Annotated in this window: 16 protein-coding genes; 10 read left to right on the top strand and 6 right to left on the bottom strand. The window is 71.5% G+C overall.

Translation table 11 applies throughout. The annotated features are described in order from the left end of the window. Window positions 1-43: 43 nt before the first annotated feature. Genes LG391_RS16315 through LG391_RS16300 form a run of 4 tightly spaced genes read left to right on the top strand, consistent with a single transcriptional unit; the run spans window position 44 to window position 4,128 of the window. Window positions 44-1,075 (top strand): histone deacetylase family protein, encoded by a 1,032-nt coding sequence (locus LG391_RS16315; RefSeq protein WP_225769052.1) that lies wholly within the window; start codon window positions 44-46, stop codon window positions 1,073-1,075. After that, window positions 1,075-2,088, top strand: coding sequence for a phosphotransferase (locus LG391_RS16310; RefSeq protein WP_225769051.1), 1,014 nt, complete (start codon window positions 1,075-1,077; stop codon window positions 2,086-2,088). The genes LG391_RS16315 and LG391_RS16310 overlap by 1 nt, the downstream gene beginning before the upstream one ends. Then, on the top strand, window positions 2,081-3,367 hold the full coding sequence (locus tag LG391_RS16305; RefSeq protein ID WP_225769050.1) for an aspartate aminotransferase family protein: 1,287 nt from the start codon (window positions 2,081-2,083) through the stop codon (window positions 3,365-3,367). The genes LG391_RS16310 and LG391_RS16305 overlap by 8 nt, the downstream gene beginning before the upstream one ends. Then, window positions 3,364-4,128, top strand: coding sequence for an SDR family oxidoreductase (locus tag LG391_RS16300; RefSeq protein ID WP_225769049.1), 765 nt, complete (start codon window positions 3,364-3,366; stop codon window positions 4,126-4,128). The genes LG391_RS16305 and LG391_RS16300 overlap by 4 nt, the downstream gene beginning before the upstream one ends. Before the next feature lie 182 nt (window positions 4,129-4,310). Here the strand turns inward: LG391_RS16300 and LG391_RS16295 are convergent, their stop codons facing one another. Both LG391_RS16295 and LG391_RS16290 read right to left on the bottom strand, forming a co-directional pair. Further along, window positions 4,311-5,171, bottom strand: coding sequence for a hypothetical protein (locus LG391_RS16295; RefSeq protein ID WP_225769048.1), 861 nt, complete (start codon window positions 5,169-5,171; stop codon window positions 4,311-4,313). Between the two features lie 153 nt (window positions 5,172-5,324). After that, complete coding sequence (locus LG391_RS16290; protein ID WP_225769047.1) at window positions 5,325-5,705, bottom strand: helix-turn-helix domain-containing protein; 381 nt, start codon at window positions 5,703-5,705, stop codon at window positions 5,325-5,327. 162 nt (window positions 5,706-5,867) lie between these two features. Here LG391_RS16290 and LG391_RS16285 point away from each other — a divergent pair, with 162 nt between their 5' ends. Beyond that, complete coding sequence (locus LG391_RS16285) at window positions 5,868-6,746, top strand: alpha/beta fold hydrolase (RefSeq protein ID WP_225769046.1); 879 nt, start codon at window positions 5,868-5,870, stop codon at window positions 6,744-6,746. Window positions 6,747-6,834: 88 nt separating this feature from the next. On the opposite strand, the gene LG391_RS16280 is transcribed toward LG391_RS16285, so the two are convergent. The 3 genes from LG391_RS16280 to LG391_RS16270 form a co-directional block, all read right to left on the bottom strand. Beyond that, complete coding sequence (locus LG391_RS16280) at window positions 6,835-7,062, bottom strand: DUF2171 domain-containing protein (protein ID WP_225769045.1); 228 nt, start codon at window positions 7,060-7,062, stop codon at window positions 6,835-6,837. Window positions 7,063-7,161: 99 nt separating this feature from the next. Further along, complete coding sequence (locus tag LG391_RS16275; RefSeq protein ID WP_225769044.1) at window positions 7,162-7,512, bottom strand: hypothetical protein; 351 nt, start codon at window positions 7,510-7,512, stop codon at window positions 7,162-7,164. 68 nt (window positions 7,513-7,580) lie between these two features. Further along, window positions 7,581-7,943, bottom strand: coding sequence for a hypothetical protein (locus LG391_RS16270; protein ID WP_225769043.1), 363 nt, complete (start codon window positions 7,941-7,943; stop codon window positions 7,581-7,583). A 181-nt stretch (window positions 7,944-8,124) separates the two neighbouring features. On the opposite strand from LG391_RS16270, the gene LG391_RS16265 reads away from it, so the two are divergent. The 5 genes from LG391_RS16265 (at window position 8,125) to LG391_RS16245 (ending at window position 13,221) form a co-directional block, all read left to right on the top strand. Beyond that, window positions 8,125-8,499: a response regulator gene (locus tag LG391_RS16265; protein WP_225769042.1), complete on the top strand. Its 375-nt coding sequence runs from the start codon at window positions 8,125-8,127 to the stop codon at window positions 8,497-8,499. A 240-nt stretch (window positions 8,500-8,739) separates the two neighbouring features. Further along, complete coding sequence (locus LG391_RS16260) at window positions 8,740-9,792, top strand: ABC transporter substrate-binding protein (protein WP_225769041.1); 1,053 nt, start codon at window positions 8,740-8,742, stop codon at window positions 9,790-9,792. Next, complete coding sequence (locus LG391_RS16255) at window positions 9,789-11,333, top strand: sugar ABC transporter ATP-binding protein (protein ID WP_225769040.1); 1,545 nt, start codon at window positions 9,789-9,791, stop codon at window positions 11,331-11,333. Before LG391_RS16260 ends, LG391_RS16255 begins: the two co-directional genes overlap by 4 nt. Then, window positions 11,330-12,271: an ABC transporter permease gene (locus tag LG391_RS16250; protein WP_225769039.1), complete on the top strand. Its 942-nt coding sequence runs from the start codon at window positions 11,330-11,332 to the stop codon at window positions 12,269-12,271. Before LG391_RS16255 ends, LG391_RS16250 begins: the two co-directional genes overlap by 4 nt. Continuing rightward, complete coding sequence (locus tag LG391_RS16245; protein ID WP_225769038.1) at window positions 12,268-13,221, top strand: ABC transporter permease; 954 nt, start codon at window positions 12,268-12,270, stop codon at window positions 13,219-13,221. The genes LG391_RS16250 and LG391_RS16245 overlap by 4 nt, the downstream gene beginning before the upstream one ends. Here the strand turns inward: LG391_RS16245 and LG391_RS16240 are convergent. After that, window positions 13,218-14,123: an amidohydrolase gene (locus LG391_RS16240; RefSeq protein ID WP_225769037.1), complete on the bottom strand. Its 906-nt coding sequence runs from the start codon at window positions 14,121-14,123 to the stop codon at window positions 13,218-13,220. The genes LG391_RS16245 and LG391_RS16240 overlap by 4 nt on opposite strands. Window positions 14,124-14,203: the final 80 nt, after the last annotated feature.

Genomic DNA, 14,203 nt, shown 5'->3' with positions numbered 1-14,203 from the left:
CGGCGGTCGAGGCCGGGCCGCCTTTCGACGAATGGACAGTGACATGAAGGTCTTCTGGAACGAGGTCCAGCGCAGCCACGCGCCGCAATTCTTCCTCCAGCGCGGCCAGCTGCGCCGGAATTTCGAGGTGCCGGCCCGGGCCGAGGCGCTGCTGGCCGCGGTGCACGAGATGAGGCTCGAGGTCGTCGAGCCGCCGCAGGTCGACCGCGCCATGCTGCAGTCGGTCCACGCGGCGGATTATCTCGGCTTCCTGGAAGGCGCCTGGGCGGAGTGGGCGGCGCTGCCCGATCATGGGCCCGAGCTGGTGCCGAACATCCATCCGAGCCCGGAGATGCTGGCCCAGGGCGCCAGGCCGTCCGGCACCATCGTCGGCCGGCTCGGCTGGTACACCGCCGACACCTCCTGCCCGATCGGACCGCAGACCTGGACGGCCTCCATCGCCGCCGCTTCCTGCGCCGTCGCCGCGGCCGACGAGGCGGCCGCCGGCCGTGCCGCCTATGCCCTGGCGCGGCCGCCGGGGCACCACACCTATGCGGCGCGGGCCGGCGGCCACTGCTACCTGAACAACGCGGCGCTGGCGGCGCAGCGGCTGCGCGCCCGCGGCGCCGCGCGCGTCGCCGTGCTCGACATCGACGCCCATCACGGCAACGGCACCCAGGGCATCTTCTGGGACCGCGCGGACGTCTTCACCGCCTCGGTGCATGGCGACCCGAACCGCTATTACCCCTGGTATGTCGGCCATGCCGGCGAGACCGGGGGCGGGGCGGGAGAGGGGGCCAACCTCAACCTGCCGCTCGTCCTCGGCACCGGCGACGAGGGCTGGCTCGCCGCGGTCGACCAGGCGATCGCCGCGATCGAGCGGGCCGGGGTCGACGCGGTGGTGGTCAGCCTCGGCTTCGACGCCTCGAAGGACGAGCCGCTGGCGGCGCTGCAGGTGACCGAGGACGGCTTCGCCCGGACCGGCGAGAAGATCCGGACCCTCGGCAAGCCGGCGGCGATCATCCAGGAGGGCGGCTACGCCGTCGAATTCCTCGGCCGGCTGCTGACGCGCTTCTTCGACGGCTTCTCCGGCTGATGCTCTCGCCGGAGGACGCCGAGCGGCTGGTCCGCGCCCGCTGGGGAATCGAGGGACGCGCCGAGGCCCTGAGCAGCGAGCGGGACCAGAACTTCCGGATCGAGACCGCGGCCGGGCGGCGCGTGCTGCTCAAGATCGCCGATCCGGCCGAGGACCGGCAGGTCACGAACTTCCAGACCGAGCTGCTGCTGCATCTGGAGCGGGCGGATCCGGGCCTGCCGGCGCCGCGCATCCTGCAGGCGCTCGACGGGACGGCGGAGATCGAGATCGGCACCGGCACCCCGCTGGTCGCCCGGCTGCTGTCCTTCCTGGACGGGATGCCGCTGGCGGCGGTGGCCGCGCGCTCGCCGCGCCAGCGCCGGCGGATCGGCGAACGCCTCGGCCGCCTCGGCGCGGCGCTCGCCGGTTTCCGCCATCCGGCGGACGAGCACGAGCTGATCTGGGACATGGCCCGCGCGGCGCGGCTGCGCGACCTGCTGGGCGAGATCGAGGATGCGGACCGCCGGGCGCTCGCCGCAGCCGGCCTCGACCGGTTCGAGCGGGCGGTGGTGCCGGCCCTGCCGGGGCTGCGCCGGCAGGTGATCCATGCCGACGCCAATCCCAGCAATATCCTGGTCGACCCCGCCGATCCCGACACGGTCGCCGGCCTGATCGATTTCGGCGACGCGGTGCGCACCGTGCTGGCCAGCGACGTCGCCGTCGCCGCCGCCTATCACCTCTCGGACGGTGACGATCCGCTCGGGCCGGCGGCCGAGCTGATCGCCGGCTACCATGCCGCGCTGCCGCTGCGGCCGGAGGAGATCGAGCTGCTCTGCGACCTGATGGCGACCCGGCTGGTGATGATCGTGGTCATCGGCGCCTGGCGCGCCCGGCGCCATCCGGAAAACCGGGACTACATCCTGCGCAACAACCGGACGGCCTGGGCGCGGCTGCGGCGCCTCGCCGATCTCGACCGGCAGGCCGCCGCCGACTGCCTGCACCGGATCTGCCGGGAGGAGCCCGCCCATGCCTGATCCACGACCCGCCGCCTGGCGCGCCCGCCGCGACCGGCTGCTGGGCCCGGCCTACCGCCTGTTCTACGACGAGCCGCTGCATGTCGTGCGCGGCGAGGGCGTCTGGCTGACCGACGCCGCGGGCGACCGCTACCTCGACGCCTACAACAACGTCGCCTCGGTCGGGCACTGCCACCCGCATGTCGTCGCCGCCCTGGCGCGGCAGGCGGCGGTGCTGAACACCCACACCCGCTACCTCGGCGAAGGCGTGCTCGACTATGCCGAGCGGTTGCTGGCGACCTTCCCGCCGGAGATCGGCCATGTGATGTTCACCTGCACCGGCAGCGAGGCCAACGACCTGGCCCTTCGGGTGGCACGCACCGTCACCGGCGGCACCGGCGTGATCGTCACCGACTGGGCCTATCACGGCGTCACCGTGGCGCTGGCGGAGATGTCGCCTTCGCTCGGCAGCGCGGTGCGGATCGGCGACCATGTCCGGCTGGTGGCGCCGCCCGACGCGTATCGCGGCGAAGGGGATGTGGGCCAAGCCTTCGCCGCGCGGGTGGCCGCGGCGATCGAGGACATGCGCCGCCACGGCATCGTGCCGGCGGCGCTGCTGGTCGACACGATCTTCTCCAGCGACGGCGTCTTCGCCGACCCGCCGGGCTTCCTGGCCCCGGCCGCGGCGGCGATGCGGGCGGCGGGCGGTCTGGTGATCGCCGACGAGGTGCAGCCCGGCTTCGGCCGCACCGGCGACGGCATGTGGGGTTTCGTCCGCCACGGCGTCGTCCCGGACATGGTCACCATGGGCAAGCCGATGGGCGACGGCCATCCGATCGCCGGCATGGCCGCCCGGCCGGAGGTGCTGGCCGAATTCGGCCGCCGCACCCGCTACTTCAACACCTTCGGCGGCAACCCGGTCTCGGCCGCCGTGGGCATGGCGGTGCTGGACGTGATCGAGGGCGAGGGGCTGGTCGCCAACGCCCGCGACACCGGGGCCTTCCTGGCCGAGGCCCTGCGGACGCTGGCGAACCAGCATGCCGCCATCGGCGACATCCGCGGCGCGGGGCTGTTCCTCGGCGTCGAGCTGGTGCGCGACCGGACGACGCGCGAGCCGGACGGCGCGCTGGCGGCGCGCGTGGTCAACGGCCTGCGCCGGCGGCGGGTGCTGGTCAGCAGCTGCGGCCGGCACGGCAACGTGCTGAAGCTGCGCCCGCCGCTGGTCTTCGGCCGCGAGCATGCCGAGATGCTGGTCGACGCCCTCGACCGCACCCTCCACGATCAGGAGACGTCGCGATGAGCACCTTGTTCGACCTGACCGGAAAGCGTGCCCTGGTCACCGGCTCCTCGCGCGGCCTCGGCTTCTCGGTCGCCGCCGCGCTCGGCCGCCACGGTGCGACGGTGATCCTGAACGGCCGCGACGACGGGCCCCTGGCCCAGGCGGTGGCCAAGCTGCGCGACGAGGGCATCGATGCCCATCCCGCCCGCTTCGACCTGACCGATGCCGAGGCCGCGTCCGCCGCGATCGGGCAGGCGGTGCAGACGGTCGGGGCGGTCGACATCCTGGTCAACAACGCCGGCGTCCAACTGCGCAAGCCGTTCCTGGACTTCGCGATCGAGGACTGGCGGATGATCCTCGACGTGCACCTGATCGGCAGCGTCGTCGCCGCCAAGGCGGTGCTGCCCGGAATGGTCGAGCGCCAGGCCGGCAAGATCATCAACATCTGCTCGCTGATGAGCGAGCTGGGCCGGCCGACCATCGCCCCCTATGCCTCGGCCAAGGGCGCGCTGAGGATGCTGACCCGCAACCTCGCGGTCGAGTTCGCCCGGCACAACATCCAGGTCAACGGCATCGGCCCCGGCTATTTCGCCACCGAGCTGAACCGGGCGCTGATCGACGACCCGGAGTTCGACGCCTTCGTCAAGCGCCGCACCCCCGCGGCCCGCTGGGGCCGGCCGGACGAGCTGGGCGGGGCCGCCGTGTTCCTGGCCTCCGCCGCCTCCGACTTCGTCAACGGCCAGATCGTCTATGTCGATGGCGGCCTGCTGGCATCCGTGTAGCCGCCGGGCCGTGGCGAGGGGATCGGGCGGGTGACTTTGCATTGCCTCTCCCGCAAGCGGGACTTTCCCGGAATGGCCCGAGCCCTTCCGGTATGATCGGGCGGGCCGCCGAATAAGGCCCTGCGATTGTTCGCGTCGGGCCCGGGTGATCCGACCCGGATTCATCCGGCTCGCGGCAGCGCTCAGCTGCTGTCGGGCGGGGCCCCGGCGGCGTCGTCCGCGTCGTCGAGCGGGATGTCGAGGTCGTTCTCGATGTCGAAGCCGAGGGAGCGGCAGAGCCGGACCACGGCGGTGCCGAAGCTTTCGCTGTCGAGCAGCGTCTCGACATCGGGCTCCTGCATCCGGACCGCCAGCCCGGCCCGGATGTCGGCGGCCAGGGCGGGGTCGGCGAGGTCGTCGACGGCCTGCTCGATCCAGGCGGTGACCGCGGCGCGGCGGCGGGCGCGCTCGGCCCGGATCTCCTCCGGGCTGCCGTCCGGCCGGCCCGGGCGCGGCCGGCTGACGCGATGCGGCGCCCAGCGGCTCCACTTGTCGGCCAGGCCGAGGCCGCAGACCAGCCCGGCCACGACCGAGCCGACCGGGCGGTCCTCGACCGGGTCCTCGGCGTCGCCATAGAGGTCGGCGAAGGCCTGGGAGACCTGCAGGTCGAGGGCAGCGGCGCGGCCGCGGTCCTCGGCATCGCTCCAGACCAGACGGCCGATCAGGGTCTCGACCTGCTCGCGGTGGCGGGCGCGGCGGGCGTCGCGGCCGCCGTCGCGGACATCGAGGGCCCGCACGGCGCGGGCGCGCTGGGCCAGGGTCTGGCGCACCAGATGGGCATAGCGGGTGAAGGCGAGCCCGGGGTCTCCGGCCGGGGCGGCCTCGGGCCGACTCTCCGCAGCCTCGGCCTGGGGCTCTGCCGCCTGGGCGGCGAGGGCGCGGGCGCCGGCGGCTTCGGCCAGCTGCATGCCGATCTCGGCCAGGCGCGAGAGCATCTCGCACTGCTGCAGGGCGCAGCCGCGGCCATAGGCCTGGACATCGAAATCGGCAGGGATCTCCTTCATGGAACATATCATGAACGAATCGCGCGGCCCCGCGCAATGAACATTGTGTTTACTGATTTGACGGGACCGGCGCGGTTGCGCTCTCAGGCCGAGCGGCGGATATCCGGCCGGCCCGTGGATCCGCTCCGCTCGCCAGAGCCGGATCCTGCGCTGTCACCGAGTTTCGCGACCGGTCCGCGCATCATAGGCTTCCTGGGCCTGTTCGATTTCGTGCAGGTGGTTGATGGCCCAGTCATAGACCGCGCCGAACGGGCCCTGCAGCGTGCGTCCGAGGTCCGTGATGGAGTACCGGACGGCGACCGGGGACGTGGCCAGGACCTCGCGGGCGATCAGCCCGTTGCGCTCCAGGCGCCGCAAGGCCTGCGTCAGCGCCTTGTGCGTCACGCCTTCCAGGCGCCGGATGAACTCGTTAAAGCGCGTCGGCTTTTCGATGAGGATGGTCAGGATCATCACCGACCATTTGTTGGCGACCTGATCGAAGAAGGAGCGCGCGGCGCAGTCCGCGAAATACACGGCGTCGACGGGTTCCGCCATCGGGATATCCTCGCATATACCTGGGCACCTGAAGGTGCGTGATTGACCCTAAATATCAATCGTATACCCCATGGGGCAACCCGGCCGATCGGCGCCGGGCACCGCTTCGCCCGATTCCGATCCGGGAGCGGGAAGCGGTCTCGTGCACCATGGATGGAAGAGATGGCGCAATTCGATCTGTCTCGGCGCGGCGTGCTGGCGCTCACGGGGGCGGCGGCGGCCGCGGCGACTGCAGGCCTCGCAACGGGGCTGGCGGCGACGGCACGTCCGGCGAGGCTGTTCTCCACGGACACCGGCGCCGGCAGGACCGTCATACTGCTGCACGGCTGGACGTGCGATTCCCACGACTGGAGCTGGCAGCTGCCGGTTCTCGAAAGCCGGTACCGGGTCGTCGCGGTGGATCTGCGGGGCCATGGCCGGTCCGAGGTCATGCCGCCAGGGGGCTACACGCCCGCCGATTACGTGGCAGACATCGAGTCCCTGATCGCGACCACCTATGGCGGCCAGCCTTTCGTCCTGGTGGGGCATTCGATGGGCGGGCAAATCGCCGCCCGCCTGGCCGCCAGGCGGCCCGACCTGGTCAGCGCCGTCGTGTCGGTCGACGGCGCCCTCGGCCTGTCATCCGACCTGGCCCCGGTCTTCCGGAAAACCGCCGACGATCTGAACGCCGGGGACCCGGGCGCGGTGGGGCCGGCGCTGTTCGAGCTGTTCTACGACGCCGCGACCGATCCGGCCTACAGGCGCTGGCACGCGAGGCGCATGCAAGGCGTGCCGCTGCACGTCGTGCGCGAATCCTTCGGTCCCCTGTTCCTGGGCCCCGGCCAGGTCGGCATCGGCAAGCGGAGCGAGGACTTCCTGAAAGGCTTGACCGTGCCGGTCTACCACCTCAGCCGCAATCCGGCTCAGGTCGGCCCGATGCGCTCGTGGCTCTCGCACCCGAAATCGAAGGTCGACCTGTGGACCGGCGCCGGGCACTGGATCATGCAGGACCGGAAGGATGACGTGAACGCCGCGCTCGCCGCGTGGATCGATGCGCTGTAGCGACGGTCATGCTCGACCGACCTCTGTTACCAGGCCGTCGAGGCGTGAAGGCCGCCGCGTCGGGCGGCCTTCGACATGCCGGAACGGCTTAGTGCCACTGCGCCTTGGCGTCCTTGGCCGTCATGGTGAGATGGACCCGGTCGTCGACATGGTCGACCCAACCCATCGGGATGTAATGATGCTGCGACCCGGCATCCCGGTCCGACCGGGCGAGCTTGATGCGGTCCTGGCCTTCCATATGGTCGACTGTCCCGACATGCATGCCGTCGGAGCCGACCACGTCCATATGGTCCTTGATCTGAGACATCGGCGTCATGGGACATCCTCCTGGTTGCCTAGAGTCTCCAATGGAGGCATCCGCCCCGATGTTCCGCGGGACCGGCGGCGCCGCGGGGGACGGACAGGCATCGGCCCGTCAGCCGTTTCCGACGAAAGTGCCGCCGAGATAGGCGAACTTCTTCCGCAGCCCGATCAGGTCGCGCTCGAACTGCTCCAGCGGGTAGTCGATCTCCGGCGCGGCGCTGGCGTCGGGCTGGCCGGGCAGGTCCGGGTCGATCCGCCGGATCGGGTCGATCATGGTGTCCGCCTTGGTCACGACGGTCGGGTCCTGCTGTGCGCCCTCGTCGGCCAGGAGCTGCCGGACCGCGAAATGGACGTTCCACCGCTCGCGCGAGGTCATCCTGTGGCCGGCCTGCCAGCGCCGCAGCCACTGCTCCAGCTGGCCCAGCGCATAGCGCAGCTCGCCGTCTCGGTCGGCACCGGGCATCGCCTCTCTCCCCTTCGGTCGCTCCAGGAAGATGGCGGCGGCCGGGCGCCCCGGCAAGCCGAGCGGCGCTAGGCGTGGCCGATCGGGCGGCCGCCGAGCCAGCTCAGATACTCGTATTTCGGCCGCAGCAGCTCCAGATCGCGCTCGAACTCCGGCAGCGTGTAGCCGATGGCGGAGGCATCGCCGCCCGTCTCGACCAGCGGCGAATGCTCCGGATCCGCCGCGGCCAGCAGGTCGGCGATCTCCTGATGCGCCGAGGGCTCGGCGTCGTCATGGACCTCGCCCTCGTCGACATGCAGTTCGCCGACGGCCCGCTTGATCGCGGCCAGCTGGAGCCCGTTCGGGGCCCGGCCGGCGCGCCAGCGCGCCAGCCAGGCCTCCAGCTGGTTCATCGCGTAGCGCAGCTCGTCGTCGCGTTCGTTGGCGGGCATGGTCGGGCTCCCGACTGTGGCAGGTTGGTGATGCGCGCCTTCGGCGAAGGGGGCAAGAGCCTCTTCGCAGGAAAGAGGAGAGCGTCCGCGCGGCATTCACCGGAAATAAGAAACAAAACTACATGCACTCCCGGGCGGTACCGGCCGTTGCCACAAAAATGCAACACCGGAGGAGCTGCCTATGGAGCCCGATCGAGACCCTTGCGTCCTCGTCGTCGAGGACGAGTTCCTGACCGCCCTGCTGGTGGAGGAGGCCCTCGCCGAGGCCGGCATCCGCGTCCTGGGCCCGGCTGCGAGCCTGGAGCGGGCGGTGGAGCTGGCCGGACATGACGGCGTGGATGCCGCCCTGCTCGATGTCGAGCTGTCCGGCGGCGACGAGGTCTTCCCGGCGGCGGAGATCCTGGCCGAGCGGAACGTTCCGTTCGCCTTCGTGTCGTCCTGCCCCCGCGATCGCATCGAAGACAGATTCGTCGCCCGGCCGATGCTGGCGAAGCCGTTCCAGGACCGCGAGGTGCAGGCGATCGCGGCGAAGCTGCTGATGCCCAGAGGGCGCTGAGGACACGCCGGCGCATGTCGTCTCCCCGTCCCCGATCGCCTCGATGACAACGTTGTCTTGACAGAATCCTGCCGTCCCGTCTCTCCTTGCGCGGGGATGATGTCGTCCTGCCGCCGGCCCGCAGCGGAAGATTGCGGCCGGGCAGGCGGCGTCGCACCCTCCCGGCTTTGCCCTTGGGCTTCGCCGGGCGAATCGACAACGCACCGGCCGCGATGGTCCGGGTCAGGCAGGGAGAAAATGATGACGAAAGATCTGGCGCGCCGCGCCGTCTGCGGGGCGGCCCTCGCGGTCGCGGCCCTGGTCGCCGCCACCGGCACGGCCGACGCTGCCGCCAACTGCATCAAGGGCGACCGTAAGCCGCCCTTCACCGTCGGCTGGGCCAACATCTATTCCGTGCCCACCTGGATGAAGCAGACCGAAGGCACCATCAGCACGATGGTGGAGGAGCTGAAGGGCAAGGGGCTGGTCGACAAGCTGGTCATCACCGACGCCCAGGGCAACGCCAACACCCAGATCCAGCAGGTCCAGTCGATGATCGACGCCGATGTCGACGCGATCATCCTGATCGCCGGGTCGGCCACCGCGCTGGACCGCGTGGTCGCCGATGCCTGCGCCAAGGGCATCGCGGTGATCAACTTCGACAGCCTGGTGCAGACCGACAAGGTGACGGCCAAGATCAACACCGATTCGCTCGACTGGGGAAAACAGGCCGCCGAGTGGCTGGTCAAGCAGATCGGCGGCAAGGGCAAGATCATCGTGCTGAACGGCCCGGCCGGTATCTCGGTCAGCGACGACCGGCGCAAGGGCGCGACGCCGGTGCTGCAGGCCAATCCGGGGGTCGAGGTGCTGGCCGAGACCAACACCGACTACAACGTCGCCCCGGCGCAGGAGGCGGTGACCAGCCTGCTGTTCGCCAACCCGGAGATCGACGGCATCCTGTCGCTGGGCGGGGCGCTGTCGGCCGGCGCGATCCTGGCGATGGACCGGCAGGGCCGCGACTTCGTGCCGACCACCGGCGAGAACTACCGCCAGTTCCTGGAGCTGTGGAAGCAGCACGAGATGAAGGGCTGGGCGACGATGCAGCCGAACTGGCTGGGCGCGCTGGCCGTCTACACCGCGGTGCAGGCGCTGCAGGGCAAGGACGTGCCCGCTTTCGTCAAGGTGCCGCTGCCGGTGATCGACGACAGCAGCATCGACGGCTATCTGGCGCGGGCCGACAAGTTCCCGGCCGACGGTTACATCTTCTCGGAATACGACACGGCGCTGTTCGACCAACTGCTGGCGGCGAAGTGAGCATCGTGGGCGGGGGCGGCGCCGGGACGGCGCCGCCCGTTCAGGCCGCGCCTGTCCTGGCCGCGGAGGGCGTGTCCAAGGCCTTCTTCGGCAATCCGGTGCTGCGCGATGTCTCGATCGCGCTGCATCCCGGCCGGGTGCATGCCCTGCTGGGCGAGAACGGGGCCGGCAAGTCGACCCTGATCAACATCCTGTCCGGGGCGCTGCGGCCGGATGGCGGGTCGCTGACGGTGGACGGACGCAGCGCCGGCCACCTGACCCCGCGCGAGGCCCAGCGCGCCGGCATCGCCGTGGTGCAGCAGGAGCTGAGCCTGGCGCCGCACCTGTCGATCGCCGAGAACATCGGCCTTGGCGCCTATCCCCGGCGGCTGGGGCTGATCGACTACGGCGCCCTGGCGGCGCGGGCCCGGGCGGCCTGCGAGCTGGTCGGGCTGGACGAGCCGCTGGACCTGCCGGTCGATGCCCTGTCGCTCGGCCGCCGGCAGATGGTCGAGATCGCCAAGGCGCTGTACCGCAAGCCGCGCGTCCTGATCCTGGACGAGCCGACCTCCTCGCTGTCCGCTCACGAGGCGCAGACCCTGGCCCGGCTGGTGCGGCGGCTGCGCGACGAGGGCGTCGCCATCCTCTACATCTCGCACCGGCTGAACGAGGTGCTGGACCTCTGCGATTACGCCACGGTGCTGAAGGACGGCAGCCGCACCGCCGACCGGCCGCTGGCCGGCGTCGACCCGGAAGGGCTGGTGCGGCTGATGGTCGGGCGCGATCCCGGCGACCTGTTCCCGGCGTGGCAGCCCAGCGCCCGGGCGGAGACGGCGATCGAGATCAAGGGCTTCCGGGCGGGGTCGGCGCGGGAGGTCGACCTGACGGTCCGCTACGGCGAGGTGGTCGGCATCGGCGGGCTGGTCGGGCAGGGGCAGGAGGACCTGCTGCTGGGCCTCGTCGGCGCCCTGCCGGCGGCGGCCGATGCCGCGCGCATCGCCGGCGCCAATAGGCCCGTCGCCAAGGTGACCGAGGCGACGGCGGCGGGCTTGGCCTACATCCCGGCCGACCGCAAGAAGGAAGGGCTGCTGCTGCCGCACAGCATCGCCTTCAACCTGCTGCTGCCGACCCTGGCGCGGCCGGCCCGCGGCCTCCGCGACCGGTCGGCGGAGGCGGCGACGGTAGCCGATCTGGCGAAACGGCTGACCATCAAGGGCGACACGGCACGGCCGGTGCAGGCGCTGTCGGGCGGCAACCAGCAGAAGGTGGCGCTGGCCAAGTGGCTGCCGCTGGCGCCGCGCATCCTGCTGCTGAACGATCCCACGCGCGGCGTCGATGTCGAGACCAAGCGGGAGATCTACGTCATGCTACGGGCGCTGGCGGCGCAGGGGAAGGCGGTGGTGCTGCTCAGCTCCGACACGCCGGAGCTGGTGCATCTCTGCGACCGGGTGGCGGTGATGTTCGCCGGCCGCACCGTGGCGACGCTGGAGCGGCCGGGCATCAGCGAGGAGGCGATCGTCGGCGCCGCCATGGGCGTCGCGGCGCCGGGGCTGGCGGCATGAGCGCGGCGCTGTACCGGGCGATCCAGGGCCGCCGGCACCAGGGGCTGCGCGGGCTGTACCTGATCGTGGCGCTGTTCCTGGCGCTCTACGTCGCCCTGTTCCCGGGGCTGGTCAGCGTCGAGGGCGTGGCCAGGTTCACCCAGAACTGGTTCCCGCTGGCGCTGGTGGCGATGGCCCAGGCGATGATCATGCTGACCGGCGGCATCAACCTCGCCGTCGGCGCCATGGTCAGCCTCGGCGCCGTGGTCGCCGCCACCAGCTTCGACGGGCTGCTCGGCGTGCCCGGCGGGGTGCTGGCGGTGGCCGCGATCGGCCTCGCGGTCGGGGCCGGGGCGGGGGCGATCGTGGCTTTCTTCCGGCTGCCGGCGATCATCGTCACTTTGGCCGGGTCCTTCATCCTCGGCGGCGCGGCCCTGCTGGTGCTGCCGCGGCCGGGCGGCGACGTGCCGGACTGGCTGTCGGAGCTGCTGGCCGGCCACCAGCCGGTGGCGGCGCTGCTGCTGGTGCTGCTGGCGGTCGCCTGGAAGCTGTACCTGGCGACGCCGATCGGCCTCGGCCTCTACGCCGCCGGCGACAACCCGGTTGGCGCCTACCGCTCCGGCGTGCCGGTCGACCTCGCCAAGGTCGTGGCCTATGCCGTCAGCTTCATGCTGGCGGCGCTGGCCGGGCTGTTCGTGGCGGCGCAGACGGGATCGGGCGACCCGGTGATCGGCACGCCCTTCACCCTCAATTCCATCGCCGCTTCGGTGCTGGGCGGGGTCGGCTTCCTCGGCGGGGCCGGCACCATGCGCGGCGCCCTGGCCGGCAGCCTGCTGCTCAGCGTCATGATCAACGTCATGTTCTTCCTGGGATTTCCGCCCGTGGCGCAATACATCGCCCAGGGGCTGATCATCGTCGGCGCCGTGGCGCTGCCGCAGATCCGCTGGAGGCGGGCATGACGGCGATCGCGACCAGGCTGCCCGCGATCCTGCGGCACAAGGCGGTGCTGGCCTGGCTGGTGGTGGCCGCGGTCTGGGTCGCCGCCAGCCTGCTGACCCGCGGCTTCGGCGCCTATGGTCATCTGCGCTATCTGCTGGAGCTCGCGGCCGTGATCGGCCTGGTCGCCGCAGGGCAGACGCTGGTGGTGATCGGCGGCGGCATCGACCTCGCGGTCGGCGCGGTGATCACGGTGACGGCGATCCTGCTGCCGCTGCTGTCCGTGGCCTGGGACCCGACCGGCCTCGTCGGGGTGGCGGCGACGCTGCTGGTGGCGGCCGGGATCGGCTTCCTCAACGGGCTCGGCATCGCCGCGCTCAGGGTGCATCCGCTGATCATGACGCTGGCGATGGCGACGCTGCTGCAAGGGCTCCTGGTGATCGTCGCCGGCGGCAGCGCGATCACCGTGCGCAACCCGGTGGTGGAATGGCTCGGCTCCGCCCGACCGGCCGGGGTGCCGGTCGGCATCCTGCTGTGGCTCCTGGTCTCGGCCGGGGTGCTGGTGCTGCTGCACCGGACGGCCGTGGGCGCGCGGATCTTCGCCCTCGGCACCAGCCCGCTGGCGGCGCGCCTGTCCGGCGTCGATATCGGGCGGACCACGGTGCTGCTGTACACGCTCAGCGGCCTCGCGGCGGGCATCGCCGGGGTGCTCGTGCTGGGCATGAACCGGCAGGGCTATGTCGGCATCGGCGACCCGTATCTCCTGACCTCGATCGCCGCGGTGGTGCTGGGCGGCACCTCGATCCTGGGCGGGCGCGGCACCTATGCCGGCACCATCCCGGGGGCGATCCTGCTGGTCACCATCACCGCGCTGATCACCGTGGTGAACGCCTCGCCCGGCTGGCGCAGCATCCTGTTCGGCGGGCTGATCCTGGGCCTGCTGCTGCTGTCGGGCCGAGAGGCGCGGCGCTAGCCGATGCGGTACAGCCGGCGGGCGTTGTCGTGGAACAGCGCCCGCTGCTCTTCCGGGGTCAGGTCGGCGGTGAAGGCCTTGAAGCCGTCCCAGACCTCGTCGAAGGAGGCGTGCAGCCCGGCCACCGGGAAATCGCTGGCGAACAGCGACCGGTCGGGGCCGAAGGCGTCGAGGCAGGCCAGCACCACGTCGCGCAGGCTGTCCGGCGTCCAGTCCCGGTCATAGGCCACGAGGTCGGAGATCTTGAGGTGGACGTTCGGCTCGCGCCCCAGCGCCGCCAGGCCGGCGCGCCAGCGGGCCATGCCCTCCGGGTCGCGGTCGGCCGGGCTGCCGCAATGGTTCAGGATGAAGGTCTGGCCCGGGACGTCGCGCACCAGCCGCAGCGCGTCCGCCATCTGGCCGGGATAGATCATCAGGTCGAAGGACAGGCCGTGCCCTTCCAGCCGCGCCAGGCCGCGGCGCCAGGCGGGGTCGTCCATCCGGTCCGGCCGGGCGGCGAAGCTGCGCGCCGGGTCGGGATGCCAGCTCAGGATGTCCCGGATGCCGACGACGCGGGGGAAGGCCGCCTGCCGCTCGAGCAGCGCCGCCGCGTCCGGGGAGCCGAGCGGGACGTGGGCGACGTATCGCGCGGCGATGCCGTCCGCCTTGTCCAGCGTCTCCAGCCATTCCGTCTCCGCTACCGGATTGGAAGGATCCCAGCCGGCCTCGATATGCACGGTCGCGACCACCGGCTGGTTCCGCGCATCCGCCCGGTAATCCGCCGGCAGGTAATCGCGGCGCAGCGGCGCGTTGTCGCCGAACACCATGTCCCGCGCCGGGCGCAGCCAGGGATGGCGGTCCATCGACAGGTCCCAGAGGTGATGGTGCGCGTCGACGATCGGGCCGTCATAGGGCCGGGTCATGGGTCTCTCCAGCGGGTCATGGATTCATGACAACGTTGTCTTGACAGATAGCCCGCCGCTGCCGTCTAAGGAAGCCCAAG

The sequence above is a fragment of the Inquilinus sp. Marseille-Q2685 genome (assembly GCF_916619195.1).
Taxonomy (GTDB): Bacteria; Pseudomonadota; Alphaproteobacteria; order DSM-16000; family Inquilinaceae; genus Inquilinus.
This window is presented reverse-complemented; position numbering and strand designations above follow the sequence as displayed.

Coding starts and splice junctions, on each gene's coding strand:
- LG391_RS16315 (WP_225769052.1), top strand. CDS start 44: ATGAAGGTCTTCTGGAACGAGGTCCAGCGCAGCCACGCGCCGCAATTC.
- LG391_RS16310 (WP_225769051.1), top strand. CDS start 1,075: ATGCTCTCGCCGGAGGACGCCGAGCGGCTGGTCCGCGCCCGCTGGGGA.
- LG391_RS16305 (WP_225769050.1), top strand. CDS start 2,081: ATGCCTGATCCACGACCCGCCGCCTGGCGCGCCCGCCGCGACCGGCTG.
- LG391_RS16300 (WP_225769049.1), top strand. CDS start 3,364: ATGAGCACCTTGTTCGACCTGACCGGAAAGCGTGCCCTGGTCACCGGC.
- LG391_RS16295 (WP_225769048.1), bottom strand. CDS start 5,171: ATGAAGGAGATCCCTGCCGATTTCGATGTCCAGGCCTATGGCCGCGGC.
- LG391_RS16290 (WP_225769047.1), bottom strand. CDS start 5,705: ATGGCGGAACCCGTCGACGCCGTGTATTTCGCGGACTGCGCCGCGCGC.
- LG391_RS16285 (WP_225769046.1), top strand. CDS start 5,868: ATGGCGCAATTCGATCTGTCTCGGCGCGGCGTGCTGGCGCTCACGGGG.
- LG391_RS16280 (WP_225769045.1), bottom strand. CDS start 7,062: ATGACGCCGATGTCTCAGATCAAGGACCATATGGACGTGGTCGGCTCC.
- LG391_RS16275 (WP_225769044.1), bottom strand. CDS start 7,512: ATGCCCGGTGCCGACCGAGACGGCGAGCTGCGCTATGCGCTGGGCCAG.
- LG391_RS16270 (WP_225769043.1), bottom strand. CDS start 7,943: ATGCCCGCCAACGAACGCGACGACGAGCTGCGCTACGCGATGAACCAG.
- LG391_RS16265 (WP_225769042.1), top strand. CDS start 8,125: ATGGAGCCCGATCGAGACCCTTGCGTCCTCGTCGTCGAGGACGAGTTC.
- LG391_RS16260 (WP_225769041.1), top strand. CDS start 8,740: ATGACGAAAGATCTGGCGCGCCGCGCCGTCTGCGGGGCGGCCCTCGCG.
- LG391_RS16250 (WP_225769039.1), top strand. CDS start 11,330: ATGAGCGCGGCGCTGTACCGGGCGATCCAGGGCCGCCGGCACCAGGGG.
- LG391_RS16245 (WP_225769038.1), top strand. CDS start 12,268: ATGACGGCGATCGCGACCAGGCTGCCCGCGATCCTGCGGCACAAGGCG.
- LG391_RS16240 (WP_225769037.1), bottom strand. CDS start 14,123: ATGACCCGGCCCTATGACGGCCCGATCGTCGACGCGCACCATCACCTC.